Origin of the sequence: Lysobacter capsici, assembly GCF_018732085.1 — a bacterium.
Lineage (GTDB): Bacteria > Pseudomonadota > Gammaproteobacteria > Xanthomonadales > Xanthomonadaceae > Lysobacter > Lysobacter capsici_A.
This window is the reverse complement of sequence record NZ_CP076103.1, coordinates 864315-883118: the sequence shown is the minus strand read 5'-3', so window position 1 is coordinate 883118 and position 18804 is coordinate 864315. Positions and strand designations below refer to the sequence as shown.

General features: G+C 66.5%; 16 protein-coding genes. 8 read left to right on the top strand and 8 right to left on the bottom strand.

Annotated elements, in window-relative coordinates; translation table 11 throughout:
- The first annotated feature begins 47 nt into the window (after nt 1-47).
- The 3 genes from KME82_RS03580 (at nt 48) to KME82_RS03570 (ending at nt 4821) form a co-directional block, all read left to right on the top strand.
- Nucleotides 48-1946: a DUF885 domain-containing protein gene (locus KME82_RS03580; protein WP_215497307.1), complete on the top strand. Its 1899-nt coding sequence runs from the start codon at nt 48-50 to the stop codon at nt 1944-1946.
- A gap of 201 nt (nt 1947-2147) precedes the next feature.
- Nucleotides 2148-3506: a sigma-54-dependent transcriptional regulator gene (locus tag KME82_RS03575; protein ID WP_215497306.1), complete on the top strand. Its 1359-nt coding sequence runs from the start codon at nt 2148-2150 to the stop codon at nt 3504-3506.
- 10 nt (nt 3507-3516) lie between these two features.
- Nucleotides 3517-4821: a sensor histidine kinase gene (locus tag KME82_RS03570; protein ID WP_215497305.1), complete on the top strand. Its 1305-nt coding sequence runs from the start codon at nt 3517-3519 to the stop codon at nt 4819-4821.
- A gap of 150 nt (nt 4822-4971) precedes the next feature.
- On the opposite strand, the gene KME82_RS03565 is transcribed toward KME82_RS03570, so the two are convergent.
- Entirely contained in the window at nt 4972-5355 is a 384-nt protein-coding gene (locus tag KME82_RS03565) for an ArsR/SmtB family transcription factor (protein WP_215497304.1), read from the bottom strand.
- Between the two features lie 103 nt (nt 5356-5458).
- Here KME82_RS03565 and KME82_RS03560 point away from each other — a divergent pair, with 103 nt between their 5' ends.
- Nucleotides 5459-6208: a glucose 1-dehydrogenase gene (locus tag KME82_RS03560; RefSeq protein ID WP_215497303.1), complete on the top strand. Its 750-nt coding sequence runs from the start codon at nt 5459-5461 to the stop codon at nt 6206-6208.
- A gap of 470 nt (nt 6209-6678) precedes the next feature.
- Nucleotides 6679-7440 (top strand): hypothetical protein, encoded by a 762-nt coding sequence (locus KME82_RS03555; protein WP_215497302.1) that lies wholly within the window; start codon nt 6679-6681, stop codon nt 7438-7440.
- Nucleotides 7441-7622: 182 nt separating this feature from the next.
- Here the strand turns inward: KME82_RS03555 and glmU are convergent, their stop codons facing one another.
- The gene (glmU, locus tag KME82_RS03550) at nt 7623-8996 is read right to left on the bottom strand and encodes a bifunctional UDP-N-acetylglucosamine diphosphorylase/glucosamine-1-phosphate N-acetyltransferase GlmU (protein WP_215497301.1); all 1374 of its coding nucleotides are present in this window, start codon (nt 8994-8996) and stop codon (nt 7623-7625) included.
- A 101-nt stretch (nt 8997-9097) separates the two neighbouring features.
- Between glmU and KME82_RS03545 the strand changes: the two genes are divergently transcribed.
- Entirely contained in the window at nt 9098-10711 is a 1614-nt protein-coding gene (locus KME82_RS03545; RefSeq protein WP_215497300.1) for a hypothetical protein, read from the top strand.
- Nucleotides 10712-10719: 8 nt separating this feature from the next.
- Nucleotides 10720-11625, top strand: a complete 906-nt coding sequence (locus KME82_RS03540) for an ADP-ribosylglycohydrolase family protein (RefSeq protein ID WP_215497299.1) — start codon at nt 10720-10722, stop codon at nt 11623-11625.
- 63 nt (nt 11626-11688) lie between these two features.
- Here KME82_RS03540 and KME82_RS03535 read toward each other — a convergent pair whose 3' ends face one another.
- Nucleotides 11689-12612 (bottom strand): glycosyltransferase, encoded by a 924-nt coding sequence (locus KME82_RS03535; protein ID WP_215497298.1) that lies wholly within the window; start codon nt 12610-12612, stop codon nt 11689-11691.
- Nucleotides 12613-12742: 130 nt separating this feature from the next.
- Between KME82_RS03535 and KME82_RS03530 the strand changes: the two genes are divergently transcribed.
- Nucleotides 12743-13126, top strand: a complete 384-nt coding sequence (locus KME82_RS03530; protein WP_215497297.1) for a GtrA family protein — start codon at nt 12743-12745, stop codon at nt 13124-13126.
- Nucleotides 13127-13515: 389 nt separating this feature from the next.
- Here the strand turns inward: KME82_RS03530 and KME82_RS03525 are convergent, their stop codons facing one another.
- The 5 genes from KME82_RS03525 to KME82_RS03505 form a co-directional block, all read right to left on the bottom strand.
- Nucleotides 13516-13941 carry a F0F1 ATP synthase subunit epsilon gene (locus KME82_RS03525; RefSeq protein ID WP_215497296.1) on the bottom strand — a complete coding sequence of 142 codons (426 nt, stop codon included), beginning with the start codon at nt 13939-13941 and terminating at the stop codon, nt 13516-13518.
- Nucleotides 13942-14075: 134 nt separating this feature from the next.
- Nucleotides 14076-15500, bottom strand: a complete 1425-nt coding sequence (atpD, locus tag KME82_RS03520; protein ID WP_046660007.1) for a F0F1 ATP synthase subunit beta — start codon at nt 15498-15500, stop codon at nt 14076-14078.
- A gap of 122 nt (nt 15501-15622) precedes the next feature.
- Nucleotides 15623-16486, bottom strand: a complete 864-nt coding sequence (atpG, locus tag KME82_RS03515; protein WP_215497295.1) for a F0F1 ATP synthase subunit gamma — start codon at nt 16484-16486, stop codon at nt 15623-15625.
- A 101-nt stretch (nt 16487-16587) separates the two neighbouring features.
- Entirely contained in the window at nt 16588-18138 is a 1551-nt protein-coding gene (gene atpA / locus KME82_RS03510) for a F0F1 ATP synthase subunit alpha (RefSeq protein WP_036108950.1), read from the bottom strand.
- 134 nt (nt 18139-18272) lie between these two features.
- Complete coding sequence (locus KME82_RS03505; RefSeq protein WP_215497294.1) at nt 18273-18800, bottom strand: F0F1 ATP synthase subunit delta; 528 nt, start codon at nt 18798-18800, stop codon at nt 18273-18275.
- Nucleotides 18801-18804: the final 4 nt, after the last annotated feature.

The following is an 18804-nucleotide window of genomic DNA, read 5'->3' as shown; positions in this document are numbered from 1 at the left end:
GGCAACACGCCCTCGTTTTGCCCCCAAACGCCACACGGAGCCCCTTCATGAGCCCTTCGTCCGCCCACCGCGTTGAGCGCCGTTCGCTGTCGCGCACGGCATTGTCGACCGTCCTGTCCGCCGCGCTGTTCGGCGCCACGCTGCTGTCGGCCGCGCAGGCCGCGCCCGCCACCGCGACCGCAGACGCAGACGCAGACGCAGACGCCACCATCGCTGACGCCGCGCAGGCCAGTGATGTCGCCGCGCGCCTGAAAGCCTTCAACGCGCTGATCGACGAGCAGTGGGAAAGCCTGATGCGCGAGCAGCCCGAACAGGCCAGCTTCTTCGGCGACTACCGCTACAACGCCGCCTGGGGCGATTTCTCGCTGGCCGGCGCGGCCAAACACAACCGCGATACGAAGGAATTGCTCGCCCGCTTCAAGGCGGTCGACACCCGCGGCTTTCCTGAAAGCGACCTGCTCAACCACCGGCTGATGCTGCTGTGGCTCGAGGACGATCTGCGCGGCTATGCGCTCAAGTTCCATGAAATGCCGCTGGACCAGTTCAACGGCACGCATCTGTTCCTGACCATCATGGTCAAGTCGTTCCCGTTCAACGACACCCAGCAGTACGACGATTACCTCAAGCGCCTGCACGAGATCCCGCGCATCCTGGAGCAGGTCACGCAAGTCGCCCGCCAGGGCGCCAAGGACGGGCTGATGCAGCCCTCGTACCTGCTGGAGAAGGTCGCCGCGCAATGCAACGGCATCGCCGACAGCGCCGGCGAGGACAACGTGTTCGCCGGCTCGCTGAAGAAGTTCCCCGACAGCGTGCCGGCGGCCGAACGCGAGCGCCTGCGCAAGCAGATCCTCGCCGCGGTCAACGACGAAGTGCGCCCGGCCTATCGCCGCCTGGCCGAGTTCGTCAGCAAGGAGTACGCGCCCAAGGGCCGCAAGGAATACGGCGTGTGGGCGGTGCCCAACGGCGAGGCGCTGTACCGGTTCTCGATCGAACAGTTCACCTCGCTGGACGTGCCGCCCGAGCAGATCCACCAGCTCGGCCTGAGCGAAGTGGCGCGGATCGAAAAGGCCCAGACCGAAATCGCCAAGCGCCTGGGCTACGCCGACCTCAAGACCATGCGCAGCGCGGTCGCCGCCGATCCCAAACGCCACGCCAGCTCGCGCGAGCAGATCCTGCAGTTGTACCGCGACTATCTGGCGCAGATGGACAAGCGCCTGCCCGAACTGTTCGGCAAGCTGCCGACCACCAAGGTGCAGGTGCAGTCGGTCGAGGCGTGGCGCGAGAAGGAAGCCTCGGCCGCGCAGTACATGCCCGGCACGCCGGACGGCAAGCGCCCGGGCCTGATCACGGTCAACACCGGCGAGCCGGAAAAGCGCCTGCTGACCCGGATCGAAGCGGTCGCCTATCACGAAGGCGTGCCCGGCCATCATCTGCAATTGTCGATCGCGCGCGACCTGCCGGCGCTGCCGAAATTCCGCACCCTGACCGGCCAGACCGCCTTCATGGAAGGCTGGGGCCTGTATTCGGAAGAACTCGGCAAGGAGATCGGTTTCTACCAGGACCCGTACAGCGATTTCGGCCGCCTGTCCGAGGAACTGATTCGCGCCAACCGCCTGGTGCTCGACACCGGCGTGCATCACAAGCGCTGGAGCCGCGAGCAGATGGTGCAGTGGATGCGCGATCACTCCGACATGGAAGAACCCAACATCCAGTCCGAAGCCGATCGCTACATCGCCTGGCCCGGACAGGCGCTGGCCTACAAGATGGGGCAGTTGAAGATCCGCGAACTGCGCGCGCGCGCCGAAGCCAGACTCGGCAAACAGTTCGACATCCGCGCGTTCCACGACCAGGTCCTCGGCGGCGGCGCATTGCCCTTGAACGAACTGGAGCTGCGCATCGATCGCTGGATCGCCTCGGTGCCGGCGCAGGCCGACAGCAAAAAATAATCGCAACACGAAACCGCGCTTAGCTCCCTCTCCCGCCCCGCGGGAGAGGGCCGGGGTGAGGGCCGCAAGCCGCGCAACCCCAGCAAACACGCCACACACCACGCAGTGCGCGATCCACGCGCAATTCACCGCCCCCTGCCCCCGCTGGCATACTCACCGCACTCGGCCGCCGTCACTGCGGCCACTCCACACGGAACCCAGATGCGCACGGTCCTGGTCATCGACGACAACCCGGCGGTCGGCACCGCGCTGGACCTGCTGTTCGGCTTGCGCGAGATCCAGGTGATCGCCGTGCAGTCGCCCGAAGCCGGACTGGACACGCTGGCGCGCGAAGACATCGGCCTGGTCCTGCAGGACATGAACTTCACCGCCGACACCACCTCCGGCGAAGAAGGCGTGGCGCTGTTCCGCGCGATCCGCGCGCGCCACCCGGACCTGCCGATCATCCTGCTGACCGCGTGGACCCACCTGGACATCGCCGTCGACCTGGCCAAGGCCGGCGCCGCCGATTACCTGGCCAAGCCCTGGGACGATCAGAAACTGCTGGCCAGCGTCGAGAACCTGCTCGAACTGGGCGCGAGCACGCGGGAGGTCTCGCGCCTGCACGAGCAACGCCGCAAGCTGCATCGCGACCTGGAAGCGCGTTACGACCTGCGCGGGCTGGTGTTCGGTTCCGAACAACTCGCGCGCGTGGTCGAACTGGCCGGCCACGTCGCCCGCGCAGACGTGCCGGTGCTGATCACCGGCCCCAACGGCGCCGGCAAGGAAAAGATCGCCGAGATCGTGCAAGCCAACTCTTCGGTCAAGTCCGGCCCGTTCGTGACCTTGAACTGCGGCGCGCTGCCGACGGAGTTGATCGAAGCCGAGTTGTTCGGCGCCGACGCCGGCGCCTACACCGGCGCCAACAAGATGCGCGAGGGCAAGTTCGAAGCCGCCGACGGCGGCACCTTGTTTCTCGACGAAATCGGCAACCTGCCGCCGACCGGACAGATGAAGCTGCTGCGGGTGCTGGAAACCGGACGCTTCGAACGCCTGGGCTCGAACCGCGAACGCCAGGTCAAGGTGCGGGTGATCAGCGCGACCAACGCCGATCTGCCGGCGATGATCCGCGACGGCCGTTTCCGCGAGGATTTGTACTACCGGCTCAACACCATCCAGATCGACATCCCGCCGCTGGCCGAGCGCCGCGACGACGTGCTGCCGCTGGCCCGGCATTTCCTCCAGGACAATCCGCTCGCCGCCGGCAAGCGCCTGAGCGAGGACGCCGAGCGCGCGCTGTTGCAGCACGCCTGGCCCGGCAACGTGCGCGAACTGCGCAACACCCTGCAGCGCGCGGCCCTGCTGGCGCGCGGCGACAGCATCGGCGTGACCGACCTCGGCCTGCCCGCGGCCGCCGCGCAGCCGGCGATCGCGATCGGCGGCGACGAACTCGACCGCGCCACCATCGAAGCCGCGCTGGAACGCGCCGGCGGCGTCCTGGCCCAGGCCGCGAGCGAACTGGGCCTGTCACGTCAGGCGCTGTACCGACGTCTTGAAAGACTCGGCATCAAGCGCGACTGAGGACATGAGCATGCGCCGTCCCCCATTGAGTCTGGTGTTCAGCGCGATCGCGCTGGTGTACCTCGCGGTCGGCGCCGCGGCGACGCTGTGGCTGTCGCAGTGGATCGGCAATCGCTGGCTGGTGCTGGCGATCGTGCTCGCGGTGCTGGCGCCGTTGCTGGTCTATCACGTGCGGCGCGCGTTCGCGCCGATGAATTCTTTGTTCCGCGCCCTCGCCGGCTCGGTCGCCAGCTACCGCGACGGCGATTACTCGATCAGCTTCCACTGGGACGGCAAGGGCGACCTGGGCGAACTGGTCGCCAGCCACAACCGCCTGGGCGACACCTTGCGCGAGCAGCGCCTGAGCCTGGTCCAGCGCGAACTGCTGCTCGACACCATGGTCCAGAACACGCCGGTGGCGATGCTGCTGGTCGATCCCTCGCGCCGGATCATCCACGGCAACCTCGCCGCGCGCAAAGCCCTGGGCGAAGGCAAGCGCCTGGAAGGCCAGGATTTCGCCGCCCTGCTCGCGCGCGCGCCGGTGCCGATGCAGGAAGCCTTCGATCGCGGCGGCGACGGCATGTTCACCGTCGGCGATATCGAAAACGAGGAGATCTATCACCTCTCGCGCCGGGTGTTCCGCCTCAACGGCCGCGCCCACGAACTGGTGCTGCTGCGCCAGCTCACCGCCGAGCTGCGCCGGCAGGAAGTGCAGACCTGGAAGAAAGTGATCCGGGTCATCAGCCACGAACTCAACAACTCGCTGGCGCCGATCGCCTCGCTTGCGCACTCCGGCGCCGAGTTGCTGCGTCGCGGCCAGTACGATCGCCTGCCGACCGCGCTGGCCACCATCGAAGACCGCGCGCGCCATCTGGAAGGGTTCATCCGCGATTACGCGCGTTTCGCCAAACTGCCGGCGCCGCGGCTGGAGCCGATCGAATGGTCGCGCTTCGTGGAGCAACTGCGCAGCCAGGTCGACTTCGCCTTCGACGGCATCCAGGGCGACGCGATCGCGCGCGTCGACGTGGCCCAGCTCGAGCAATGCCTGATCAACCTGCTCAAGAACGCGCACGAGTCGGGCTCGGCGCCCGAGGAAGTACGCCTGCAGCTGCGCCGGGTGCAGGACGCCTGGCGCATCGACATCCTCGACCGCGGCACCGGCATGAACGACTCGGTGCTGTCCAACGCGCTGCTGCCGTTCTACTCGACCAAGCGCAACGGCACCGGCCTGGGCCTGGCGCTCGCGCGCGAGATCGCCGAGGCCCACGGCGGCCGCATCGCGCTGTTGAATCGCGAAGGCGGCGGCCTGTGCGTGTCGATGGTGTTGCCCGACTGAGTCGGGCCGTCCGCGTTGCGTGATTCGCCGCTGCGCACGATCCGGATAGACGCCGCCGCGAGCGACGCGGATCATCGCCTGCATGCACTCGTCGGTGAGGCTTTTTTCAGGTGCGCAGCGTTCAAGCGCGAACGCTGCGGGTAACCAGGCTCAAACCGATCTGGACTTGGCCGCGGCAGCCTTGCGCTTGGCGAGCTTCGCGCGCTCGACCGCCTGCGCGCCGTGCGCCGACAGGATCGCGCCGATCAACCCCGGGAAACGCTGCTCGACGTCCGCGCAGCGGGTGGTGTTGTGCATTTCCACCCCGCGCCGCTCGCTGCGGATCAGCCCGGCCTCGCGCAGCGCGCGGAAATGCAGCGACAGGGTCGACTTGGGAATGCTGCGGTCGCTGACCTGGAGGAAATTGGAACAGTTCATCGCGCAGGCCGCGCCGGCCATCTGCGCGTAGATCGCCGCGCGCACGGGGTCCGACAGCGCATGGAGGATGCCCTCCACGGTGATGTCCTCGATCGCTGGATGCACCAGGGGTTTCATGCGGCCATCTTAAAGGCCCTTGACTTCAAGTTCCATAGTTCATATGTTCTGAACTACTGGAATTAACCTCCGCTTCATCCCCCAAAACAGGACTTCATCGATCATGAGCAACAAACTCGCAGGCAAAGTCGCGCTGGTCACCGGCGCATCCAAGGGCATCGGCGCGGCCATCGCCAAGGCGCTCGCCGCGCAGGGCGCGTCGGTCGCGGTGAACTACGCCAGCAGCAAGGCCGGCGCCGACGCGGTGGTCGCGGCCATCGAAGCGGCCGGCGGCAAGGCCGTCGCGGTCCAGGGCGACGTGTCCAAGAGCGCCGACGCCCAGGCCATCGTCGACGCCACGGTCAAGCAGTTCGGCCGCCTCGACGTGCTGGTCAACAACTCCGGCGTCTACGCGTTCGGCCCGCTGGCCGAGATCACCGAAGAACACTTCCACCAGCAGTTCAACGTCAACGTGCTCGGCCTGTTGCTGACCACCCAGGCCGCGTCCAAGCATCTGGGCGAAGGCGCCAGCATCATCAACATCGGTTCGGTGGTCAGCCGCATCACCCCGCCCGACAGCGCGGTCTACACCGGCACCAAGGGCGCGGTCGACGCGATCACCGGCGTGCTGTCGCGCGAACTCGGCCCGCGCAAGATCCGGGTCAACTCGCTCAACCCCGGCATGATCGAAACCGAAGGCACCCACTCGGCCGGCTTCATCGGTTCGGATTTCCAGGCCTGGGCGGTCTCGCAGACGCCGCTGGGCCGCATCGGCCAGCCCGACGACATCGCCTCGATCGCGGTGTTCCTGGCCTCGGACGATTCGTACTGGCTGACCGGCGAGCAGTTGCTGGCCGGCGGCGGTACGCGCTGAGCCCGGGCGAACGACGACGCGTCGCCGCGAACGCGGCGAATGATCGAAGCAAACGCACAACGCCACGGCTCCGGCCGTGGCGTTGTGCGTTGTGTCGTACGTAAAAAGAACGTCTTGTCGCATCGCGGCGCGCGGATGGCTGCGACGATGGCTTTCATCGACAGTGCTTCGTTCGCGATCTGTTCGAAGTTGCCCACGCGATCACATCGAGACGCAAGCGTGACGACGATGCTTGGCGACGGTAGGGGAGTGGCCCTCGCATTCGTTTCTGGATATGACGACCACGAACCCCAATCGGCACGGTCCGTGTGCACCCGTCAAATCGAATGCAGTTTCCAAACAATGGAACAGGAGATTCGCCAATGCTTAGCAAATCTACGCTTTTCGCAGCTGGTTTAATGGCTTTTGTCGCGAGTTCCGCCGCCGACGCGCGCAATGTCGTATTCCTGAATAATCCATCGCCGCAAAACGTGAGCGACGTCGGGCGCTTCATCGTCAAGGGCACCGGCAAGCCGTTCTTTTCCGACCTCGTTCTGTTCGCCGCCAACATCAACGGCAGCAGCCCCAACACGCCGGTGCTGTACTACAACTCGCAGATGAGCACGATCCTGGACAACAACATCGCGATCGTCAGGGCGTTGCAGCAGAAGGGAATCAAGGTCCAGATCTCGTACCTGGGCAATCACCAGAACGCGGGCTGGTCGTGCAACATGAGCGCCAGCGCGGCGAGCCAGCTCGGCAACGCGATGGTGGCCGAAGTGGTGCGCTACGGTCTCAACGGCATCAATGTCGACGACGAGTATTCCACCTGTTCGGGCAACGCGAGTGCGTTCTATTCCGTGCTCAGCGCGATCCGAAGCAATTCGGGCTTTTCCGGAAAGACCCTGAGCAAGGCGCTGTGGTCGGACTCGCAGTATTTTTCCGCGCCCTACAACGCGGCGACCAAGCTGACCGAAGGCTATGAGATGACGTACGGCGGCAGCGTCAGCTATCTCACGCCGTATGTCGGTTACGGCATGCTCAAGAGCAACTTGTTCCTCGGCATCTCGCCGGAGTTCAGCTCGGCCTCGCAAGCGCGCACGATCGCGGCGAACGTCGCCAGCGGCGGCTATCAAGGCGTGATGATCTGGGCGCCCAACGCCTTCCTCAGCACCAGCGCCGCGGCCAGCTACTACACCCAGATCATCAAGGCGCAAGCCGGCAGCACCGCGTCGGTGGAATACGTTCCGTGATTTCGATCGTAGCGGCGCGCGCCCGGTGCGCGCGTCGATAGGCAATCGCCCTGGTTCATGGCGGCCCGATGCATGACTCGCCGCGACACGGGCGAGGTTCTACCCGAGTTTGGGAAGCACAACCGGCTTCCCAAACTCTCTCCGGCGAACGGCCATGACGCGGCGACGCGCCCCACCGTCGATCAGTCCTGCGGCTTTTTCTTCACCGGCCGCTTCCAGCCTTCCACCGTCGACTGACGCGCGCGGCCGATGCTCAGCTCGCCCGCCGGCGCCGGCCGGGTGATCACCGAACCGGCCGCGATGGTCGCGTCCTTGCCGATCGTGACCGGCGCGACCAGCGACGAGTTCGAGCCGATGAAGGCGCCGTCCTCGATCGTGGTGGTCGACTTGTTCACGCCGTCGTAGTTGCAGGTGATGGTGCCCGCGCCGACGTTGACGCCGGCGCCGATCACCGCATCGCCCAGGTAGGTCAGGTGATTGGCCTTGCTGCCCACGCCGATGCGGGCGTTCTTGGTCTCGACGAAATTGCCGACATGCGCGCCGTCGGCGAGCACCGTGCCCGGACGCAGACGCGAATACGGGCCGATCACCGCCGCGCCCTCGACCACCACGCCGTCGAGATCGCAATGCGCGCGCACCAGCGTGCCGGCGGCGAGCGTGACGTCGCGGAGCCGGCAGAACGGGCCGATCTGCACGCCGTCGCCGAGTTCGACCCGGCCTTCGAGCACCACGTCGACATCGATCTCCACGTCCCGGCCGACGCTGAGCGTGCCGCGCAGATCGAAACGCGACGGATCGGCCAGGCGCGCGCCCTGCACGCAGACCTCGCGCGCGGCGCGCAATTGGTAGGCGCGTTCGAGCTGGGCGAGCTGCCACGGATCGTTGGCGCCTTCGACTTCGACCGGATCGGCGACATGCACCATCTCGGCCGGGCTGTACTCGGCCGCGGCCGCGGCGAATACGTCGGTGAGGTAGTACTCGCCCTGCGCGTTGTCGTTGCCCAGGCGATCGAGCCAGCGCCGCAGCGGTTCGCCGTCGGCGACCAGGATGCCGGTGTTGACGGTGCGGATCTCGCGCTGTTCCTCGTCGGCGTCCTTGTGCTCGACGATGCGGCCGACCCGGCCTTCCGGGTCGCGGACGATGCGGCCGTAACCGGTCGGGTCGTCCATGTCGGCCACCAGCACCGCCAGCCGGCCCGGGGCGGCCAGCAGCCGCCGCAGGGTGTCGGCGGTGATCAGCGGCACGTCGCCGTACAGCACCAGCACGCGCGCATCCTGCGGCACGCCCGGCATCGCCTGCTGCACGGCGTGGCCGGTGCCCAGGCGCTGTTCCTGCTCGGCCCAGTGCAGGTCGGCCTGGCCGTCGAACGCGGCGCGGACCTGCTCGCCGCCGTGGCCGTAGACCACGTGGATGCCGGCCGGGCCCAGCGCCCGCGCGGTTTCGATCGCGTGCGCCAGCATCGGCCGGCCGGCGATCTTCTGCAGCACCTTGGCCGTCGCCGACTTCATGCGCTTGCCCTCGCCAGCGGCGAGAATCACGATGTGCAGCTGGTTCATCGACTCATGAGCCATGGTTGAAATCTTCCTTACATTCGGTTGCTTGACGCGGGCCCCCCGTCGAGGACGAATCTTAGCAACTCGCCGTTCAAGGACCCTGTATGCCCACCGACCGCGCTGCCTGGCGAACCTCCGCACTGGTAGCCCTGTGTTTTACCGTGATCGCGGTCGTGGTGCTGCGCCAGGACGCGAACTGGGACCTGCGCAACTACCACCTGTATACGCCGCTGGCCTGGATGGAAGGACGGCTGGACAGCGATATCGCGGCGGCGCAGATGCAGACCTGGCACAACCCCATCGTCGACCTGCCGTTCGCGCTGATGGTCCGTGCCGGCGTCGGCGGGGTGCCGATCACCGTGTGGCTGGCGATTCCGAGCCTGCTCGCGCTGTTCTTCGGCCTGCGCCTGCTCGACACGCTGATGCCGGCGCAGCGCAGCCGCGCCCGCACCTGGGTCGCCGGGTTCGTCGCCATCACCGGCGCGGCGGTGTATCCGGGCACGGCGGCGACCTTCAACGACCATATCGTCGCCGCGTTCGTGTTGGCCGCGTTGTACTGGCTGGCCGCCTCGCAGCAACGGCGCGGGCCGTTCGCGATCTGGCTGCCGATCGGCCTGCTGGCCGGCGCGGCGGCCGGGTTCAAGCTCACCGCCGCGACCTATTGCCTGGGTTTCATCGCCGCGGCGTTGTGCGCCGGCCCGGTACGGCAACTGCCCGCGCGCATCGGCGCGCTGGCGCTCGGCGGCGGCATCGGCGCGGCGCTGTGCTGGGGACCGTGGGGTTGGTACCTGTGGCAGCACCACGGCAACCCGTTGTTCCCCTACTTCAACCATTGGTTCCATTCGCCCGACTACGCGCCCGACGCCTTGCGCGACCTGCGCTACCTGCCCCACGGCACGCTGCAGTATTTGAACGCCCCGTTCCGGCTGCTGCGCCGCAGCCGCGATTTCTCGGAAATGCTGTTGGCCGATCCGCGCGTGCTCCTGGGCTTGATCGCGCTCGCGATCTGGGTGTGGCGAGGCCGCGCGCGCGGCGCGGCGGCGACGCCGGTGCAAGTACCCGCCGCGAGCGGCTCGCACGACGCGAACGACGATGCGCCCATCCGCTTCGCCCTGCGCTGGCCGTTGCTCGCCTTCGTGCTGGTCAGCTACTTCGGGTGGCTGGCGATGTACAGCATCTACCGCTATCTGCTGCCGCTGGAACTGTTGTTCTCGGTGTTGATCGTCGGCGTGGTGTCGATCCTGTTCGCCGGCCGCCGGCCCCGCACCGCCCTGCTGGTCGCGATGGTGCTGGTGATCGCGCCGACCAAGCATCCGAACTGGGGCCGCGATCCGTTCCGTTCGCCGATGATCGAAGTGAGCTATCCGGCGCTACCCAAGAACAGCGTGGTGGTGACCAGCACCGAAAACCCGATCGCGCACGCGGTCGCGTTCCTGCCGCGCGAGGTGCCGGCGCTGGCGATCCGCAACAACTTCATGGACCCGCAGCGCTGCACGCGCCTGCAAGAACGCGTCGAACGCACCATCGCCACCCATGTCGGCCCGCTGTGGCTGCTGCGCCCGGTGCGCGTGGACCATCCCGCCGCCGAACGCATGGCCTTGTACGGGCTGACGGTCGGCGGCGCCTGCCTGCCGGTGCGCGACAGCCTGGCCGAGGTCGAGCTATGTCCGCTGGCGCGTGCGCCGTTCGCGCCGATCTGCGTCAAGGCGGCGCCATGAGCGCGGCCATGAGCCCACTGGATCGCGCCTTGCTCGCGCTCGACGGCCTGTCGATCGGCGACGCGTTCGGGCAGTGCTTCTTCCAGGAGCCGGCGTTGTCGGACCCATGGCTCGCGCAGTGCATCGTGCCGCCCGGACCATGGCCGTATACCGACGACACCCAGATGTCGCTGTCGATCGTCGCGGTGCTCGCCGACGGCGGCGCCATCGATCAGCAACGCCTTGCGATGCGCATGGCACAGCACTACGAATACGACCGAGCGTATGGGCCATCGATGCACCGCGTGCTCGAACGCATCGGCAACGGCGAGCCATGGCGCGAGGTCGCCGGATCCTCGTTCGGCGGCCAGGGCTCGCACGGCAACGGCGCGGCGATGCGGGCCGCGCCGATCGGCGGCTATTTTTCCGATGATCTGGACGCGGTCGTCGCCCAGGCGCATGCGTCGGCCGAAGTTACACATGCCCATCCCGAAGGCATCGCCGGCGCGGTGGCGGTCGCGTTGGCCGCGGCCTGGGCCTGGCGTTATCGCGGCGAAGGCCAACGTCCCGAGCACGCGTCGTTTCTCGCGTCGATCCTGCAATCCCTGCCGCCCAGCGAAGTGCGTTCGAAGCTGGTCCGCGCGCAGTCGCTGTCGCGGGTCGCCTCGCTGGACCATGCCGTCGCTCTGCTGGGAAACGGCAGTCAGATGTCGGCGCAGGACACCGTGCCTTACGCCTTGTGGTGTTGCGGGCAGTCGCTGGAAAACTACCAAGACGCGTTGTGGCTGGCGGTCCAGGCCGGCGGCGATCGCGACACGCTGTGCGCGATCGTCGGCGGCGTGGTGGCGTTGTTCGTTGGTCGCGAGGGCATCCCGGCTCACTGGCGCGAACGTCGCGAAGCCTTGCCGGATGGATTCGCGTTCATCGATACCTGAGCGCGCGAGCGTTGGACGCGATCATGCGACGGCGACCCGCGTACGCCCGGCCGAGCGCGTCGCTCAATCCGACTTGTACCGCACCACCTGATCGGTGATCAGCCGCAGGATTTCGTTGCTGCGCCGGTTCACCGTGTCGAGGATCAGGCCGGTCGCGAGCAGGATGAAGGCGGTCAGCGCGAGCGCGGCGGCCAGCACCGCGGTCGAGGGATGGGTCACCGCGCCGGTCTGGCTGAATTCGTGGACCACGAACGCGCCGAAGCCAAGGCTGGCCAATGCGGCAATCAGCGCGGCGACACCGAAGAATCGCAGCGGCCGCAAGTCCTTGAACAGAAATCCGATCGTGCGCAGCACCCGGAAGCCGTCGCGAAACGTATTGAGCTTGGACACGCTGCCTTCCGGACGCACGCCGTAGGGCACGGTGCGCTCGCTGAGCACGAAGGCGTTGGCCATCGCGAACACGGTCATCTCGGTTTCGATCTCGAAGCCGCGCGACAACACCGGCATCGATTTGACGAAGCGGCGCGAAAACGCGCGGTAGCCCGACAACACGTCGCGCACCGGCTGGCCGAACAGGCTGCCGATGCTCCAGCGCACCAGGCGATTGCCGAAGCCGTGAAAGCGCCGGAACGAACCCGAATCGTGCGATTCCAGGCGAGTGCCGACGACCATGTCGGCATGCCCGTTGACGATGTCCTCGAGCAGCAGCAGCGCGTGATCGGCCGGGTAGGTGTCGTCGCCGTCGACCATCAGGTACACGTCGGCGTCGACTTCGCGGAACATCGTCCGCACCACGTTGCCCTTGCCCTTAGCCGGCACCCGATGCACCTGCGCGCCGGCGGCGCGCGCGATCGCGGCGGTGTCGTCGGTGCTGGCGTTGTCGAACACCCAGATCTGCGCGTCCGGCAGGACCCGGCGGAAGTCGGCGACCACCTTGGCCACCGTCCGGGCTTCGTTGTAACAGGGGATCAGAACCGCGCTGCGCAAACCGCCGCTCCGTCGTGCCGGTGGGTGATGGGCGCGATGGTACAGCCTGGCTTGGCTAGAATGCGCGGATGACCGCACTCCCCCCTGTCCGGCCGCGCCGTCCCTGCTTGGTTCGCCCGGAGGTCCACGCGTGAGCCTGGGCCGGCAAGGCCGCAACTACCTGTTGTTCGGCGCGCTGCAGTACTTCCTCGACTGGGGCGTGATGGTCGGGCTCAGCCATCTGGGCATGCCGGTGGAAGCGGCCAACCTCGCCGGCCGCATCTGCGGCGCGCTGCTCGGTTTCTGGCTCAATGGCCGCTTCACCTTCGCCGGCGACGACACCCGGGTCGGGCGCCGGCAGTTCGCGCGATTCGCGATCATGTGGATCTGCACGACCATTCTGAGCACCTGGGCGATCAGCACGGTCGATGCCTATGCCGGCCTGCAATGGACCTGGGCGGCCAAGCCGGTGATCGAGGTGATACTCGGCGGGATCGGGTTCGTGATGTCGCGGCATTGGGTGTATCGGCGCTGAGAGCTCGGTGACGTTTGCGCCGTGGTTGGGGCATCGGCGCCGAGAACCGGGCTGCGTTTGCGCTGCGGCTTGGTCGTACAAAAGTCGGCGCGCGAGCACGAGCGCGAATCCGGATCTACACCGCAAAGCAGAGAATTCGCCCCCTTTGAAAAAGGGGGCTGGCGCCTGCGTTGCAGCTTGGGTGGTTGATCGCGAATGCGCCGGGGGATTTGCTTTTGCTTGTGTCGAATCAGTGCGATTGGCGGCAAGAGCAAATCCCCCCTGCCCCCTTTTTCAAAGGGGGGAGCAGCTCAAACGCGCTGCTGCTACCCATCGCACCGACGCCAAGCCGAAAACGAAAAACGCCGGCCCCAGGCCGGCGTTTTCGTAAGCGGCGTGCAACGGCCGGCTTAGTGCTGCATGTTCTTGCGCAGACGCTCCAGCGCCTGCAGCTGCGCCATCGCTTCGGCCAGCTTGCTCTGGGCTTCGGCGATGTCCATCTGCGGGCCGCGGTTGGCCAGCGCGCGCTCGGCTTCTTCCTTGGCGGCGCGCACGGCGGCTTCGTCGATGTCCTGGGCGCGGATCGCGGTGTCGGCCAGCACGGTGACGACCTGCGGCTGCACTTCAAGAATCCCGCCGGACACGGCGAAATCCAGGTGCTCGCCGTTGGGCAGGGTCACCACGACCTTGCCCGGCTTCAGGCGCGTGATCAACGGTGCATGGCGCGGCGCGATGCCGAGTTCGCCGATCTCGCCGGTGGCGACGAGCAGCGTCGCCTCGCCGTGGAAGATTTCTTCCTCGGCGCTGACGATGTCGCAACGGAACGTGGTGGCCATATCTCTCTCGCTTTGCTCGTTCGACGGGAATCGGGAATGGGGAATGGGGAATCGCCTAAAGCCGCAATGGCCGACATTCCGCTCTTACGATTCCCGATTCTCGACTCCCAATTCCCAAGACGCCGTCAGGCGTCTTAGCCCACGCCCATCTTCTTGGCCTTCTCGACCGCTTCCTCGATGCCGCCGACCATGTAGAACGCCTGCTCCGGCAGGTGGTCGTATTCGCCGTCGCAGATGCCCTTGAAGCCGCGGATCGTGTCCTTGAGCGACACGTACTTGCCCGGGGCGCCGGTGAACACTTCGGCGACGTGGAACGGCTGCGAGAAGAAACGCTCGATCTTGCGCGCGCGCGACACGGCCTGCTTGTCTTCTTCCGACAGCTCGTCCATGCCGAGGATCGCGATGATGTCCTTGAGCTCCTTGTACTTCTGCAAGGTGGCCTGGACGCGGCGCGCGGTGTCGTAGTGCTCGGCGCCGATCACGTTCGGGTCGAGCTGACGCGAGGTCGAGTCGAGCGGATCGACCGCCGGGTAGATACCCAGCGAGGCGATGTTGCGGCTCAGCACGACGGTGGCGTCGAGGTGGGCGAAGGTGGTCGCGGGCGACGGGTCGGTCAAGTCGTCGGCGGGCACGTACACGGCCTGGATCGAGGTGATCGAGCCGGTCTTGGTCGAGGTGATGCGCTCTTGCAGAACGCCCATTTCCTCGGCCAGGGTCGGCTGGTAACCCACCGCCGACGGCATGCGGCCGAGCAGCGCCGACACTTCGGTGCCGGCCAGGGTGTAGCGGTAGATGTTGTCGACGAAGAACAGCACGTCGCGGCCCTTGCCGTCGGCGTCCTTTTCGTCGCGGAAGTACTCGGCCATGGTCAGGCCGGTCAGCGCGACGCGCAGGCGGTTGCCCGGCGGCTCGTTCATCTGGCCGTACACCATCGCGACCTTCGAGTCCTTCAGGCTCTCGAGCTGGATGACGCCGGCTTCGGCCATCTCGTGGTAGAAGTCGTTGCCTTCGCGGGTGCGCTCGCCGACGCCGGCGAACACCGACAGACCGGCGTGTTCGGTGGCGATGTTGTTGATCAGCTCGAGCATGTTGACCGTCTTGCCCACGCCGGCGCCGCCGAACAGGCCGACCTTGCCGCCCTTGGCGAACGGGCACATCAGGTCGATGACCTTGATGCCGGTTTCCAGCAGCTCGTTGCCCGAGGACTGGTCGGCGTAATCGGGCGCCGCGCGGTGGATTTCCCAATGCTCGGTGGCTTCGACCGGACCGGCTTCGTCGATCGGCTCGCCGAGCACGTTCATGATGCGGCCCAGGGTGCCCGCGCCGACCGGCACCGACACGCCCTTGCCGGTGTTGATCGCCACCAGGTTGCGCTTGAGGCCGTCGGTGGAACCGAGCGCGATCGCGCGCACGATGCCGTCGCCCAGCTGCTGCTGCACTTCGAGGGTGATGGCGGTGTTCTCGACCTTCAACGCGTCGTACACGCGCGGAACCGACTCGCGTGCGAACTCGACGTCGACGACCGCACCGATGATCTGAACGATCTTGCCCTGGCTCATGGTTGTAACTCCAGCTAACTTGTTTGATTCGTTTGTCGGGAATGGGGAATTGGGAGTCGGGAATGGGAAGTCAAAAGCCTGGGCTTTCGTCGATTCCCTATTCTCGATTCCCCATTCCCGGCTTAAACCGCCGCGGCGCCGCCGACGATTTCGGAGATTTCCTGGGTGATCGCAGCCTGACGGGCCTTGTTGTAGACCAGGTTCAAGGTGCCGATCAGCTTGCTGGCGTTGTCGCTCGCCGACTTCATCGCGACCATGCGCGCGGCATGCTCGGAGGCCACGTTCTCCAGCACCGCCTGGTACACCAGCGACTCGATGTAGCGGGTCAGCACGTGATTGAGCACGGTCTCCGCATCGGGTTCGTAGATGTAGTCCCAGTCGTGCTTGGCGACCTGGGTTTCCGGCGCCGGCAGCGGCAGCAGCTGATCGAACGCCGCGCGCTGGGTCATGGTGTTGACGAAGTCGTTGTAGCAAAGGAACACGCGATCGATGTTGCCGCCGCTGTACGCGTCGAGCATCACCTTGATCACGCCGACCAGTTGCTCCAGGTGCGGCTTGTCGCCCAGATGGGTGACCGAGGCCAGCATGTTGACCTTGACCCGGCGGAAGTACACCGAGGCCTTCTGGCCGATGGTGACCACGTCGACCTCGACGCCCTGCTCCTGCCACTTGCGCATTTCGCCCAGCAGCTTGCGGAACAGGTTGTTGTTGAGGCCACCGGCCAGACCGCGGTCGGACGACACGATCACATAACCGACGCGCTTGGGATCCTTGCGCTCGATCATGTACGGATGCTGGTAGTCGGAATTGGCCTGGGCCAGATGACCGATCACCTGCTTGATGACCCGCGCGTACGGGCGCGAGGTCTTCATCCGATCCTGCGCCTTGCGGATCTTGGAAGCCGAGACCATTTCGAGCGCGCGCGTCACCTTGCGGGTGTTCTGCACGCTCTTGATCTTGGTTTTGATTTCTCTGCCGCCGGCCATTTACTCGCTCCGCTCGTGGGAATGGGGAATCGTGAATCGGGAATCGGAGGAGCCGGCGCGGGTTTCCCCGATTCCCGACTCCCTATTCCCGACTCCCGGCCTTACCAGGTCCCGGTCTGCTTGAACTCTTCGATGCCCTTCTTGAAGGCGCCTTCGATGTCGTCGTTCCAATTGCCGGTGGCGTTGATCTGGTCGACCAGCTCGCCGGCGGTATTGGTGAAGTGCGCGTGCAGCGCTTCTTCGAACGCACCGATCTTGTTCACCGGCACGTCGTCCATGAAGCCCTTGTCGACCGCATAGATCGACAGCGACTGCAGGGCGATCGACATCGGCGCGTACTGCTTTTGCTTCATCAGCTCGGTGACGCGCTGACCGCGCTCGAGCTGCTTGCGGGTGGCTTCGTCGAGGTCGGAAGCGAACTGCGCGAACGCAGCCAGCTCGCGGTACTGGGCCAGGGCGATACGGATGCCGCCGGACAGCTTCTTGACGATCTTGGTCTGGGCCGCGCCACCGACGCGCGACACCGAGATACCGGCGTTCACGGCCGGACGGATGCCGGCGTTGAACAGGTCGGTTTCCAGGAAGATCTGGCCGTCGGTGATCGAGATCACGTTGGTCGGCACGAACGCCGAAACGTCGCCGGCCTGGGTTTCGATGATCGGCAGCGCGGTCAGCGAACCGGTCTTGCCCTTCACTTCGCCGTTGGTGAACTTCTCGACGTACTCGGTCGACACGCGCGCGGCGCGCTCGAGCAGGCGGCTGTGCAGGTAGAACACGTCGCCCGGGTAGGCTTCGCGGCCCGGCGGGCGCTTGAGCAGCAGCGAGATCTGGCGGTAGGCCACGGCCTGCTTGGACAGATCGTCGTACACGATCAGCGCGTCTTCGCCGCGGTCGAGGAAGTACTCGCCCATGGTGCAGCCCGAGTAGGCGCTGATGTACTGCATCGCGGCCGATTCCGACGCGGTCGCGGCGACCACGATGGTGTGGGCGAGCGCGCCGTTTTCTTCCAGCTTGCGCACGACGTTGGCGACCGAGCTGGCCTTCTGGCCGATCGCGACGTACACGCACTTAATGCCGGTGCCCTTCTGGTTGATGATCGCGTCGATCGCCAGCGCGGTCTTGCCGGTCTGACGGTCGCCGATGATCAGCTCGCGCTGGCCGCGGCCGATCGGGATCATCGCGTCGACGGTCTTGTAGCCGGTCTGCACCGGCTGGTCGACCGACTTGCGCCAGATCACGCCCGGGGCGACGCGCTCCACCGGAGCGGTCATCGCCGCGCCGATCGGACCCTTGCCGTCGATCGGCTCGCCGAGCGCGTTGACCACGCGGCCGAGCAGTTCGCGACCGACCGGCACTTCCAGGATGCGTGCGGTGGTCTTGGCGATGTCGCCTTCGCGCAGATGCTCGTAATCGCCCAGGACCACGGCGCCGACCGAGTCGCGCTCCAGGTTCAGCGCGAGCGCGAAGGTGTTGTTCGGCAGTTCGATCATTTCGCCCTGCATCACGTCAGCCAGGCCGTGGATGCGCACGATGCCGTCGGACACCGAGGTGACGGTGCCTTCGTTGCGCGCTTCGGCGGCCAGCTTGACCTTCTCGATGCGGGTCTTGATCAGTTCACTGATTTCGGACGGGTTGAGCTGGGTGCTTGCCATTGTCGTTTCCTTGGTCCTGCATCGCGATGGGGCGACGCGCGGGCTTTCTTTTGGTTGGGAATCGGGAATCGGGAGTCGGGAGTCGGAAGAGCTGGCTTCGACGATTCCCTATTCCCAATTCCCCATTCCCGGCTTTAACCGGCCAATGCCGTCTGCAGGCGCGCGAGCTTGCCCTTGAGCGAGCCGTCGATCACCACGTCGCCCGCGTCGATCACCGCGCCGCCGATCAGCGATGCGTCCACGGCCGTTTCGATGTCGACCTGACGGCCGAAGCGCTTGGTCAGCGCGGCCTTGATCGCATCGAGTTCGGCCGCCGGCAGATCGCTGGCGGAGGTGACCTTGGCCTTGACCACGCGGTCGGCCTCGGCGCGCAGCTGTTCGAACAGCCCGGAGATTTCCGGCAGCAGCGCCAGGCGGCGGTTGTCGGCCAGCAGCGCGAGGAAGCGCTGCACCGACTCGTCCGCACCGTCGATCGCGATCAGGGCGATCGCGTCGGCGGCGCTGAGCTGCGGATGACCGAGCAGCGCGGACACCTGCGGATCGGCGGCGACGCGCGCCGAGAAGGCGAGCGCGTCGGACCATTGCGCGGAACGGCCGGCATCGCGCGCCAGCGAAAACGCGGCGCGTGCATACGGTCGGGCGAGGGTGAGGTTCTGGCTCATCGCG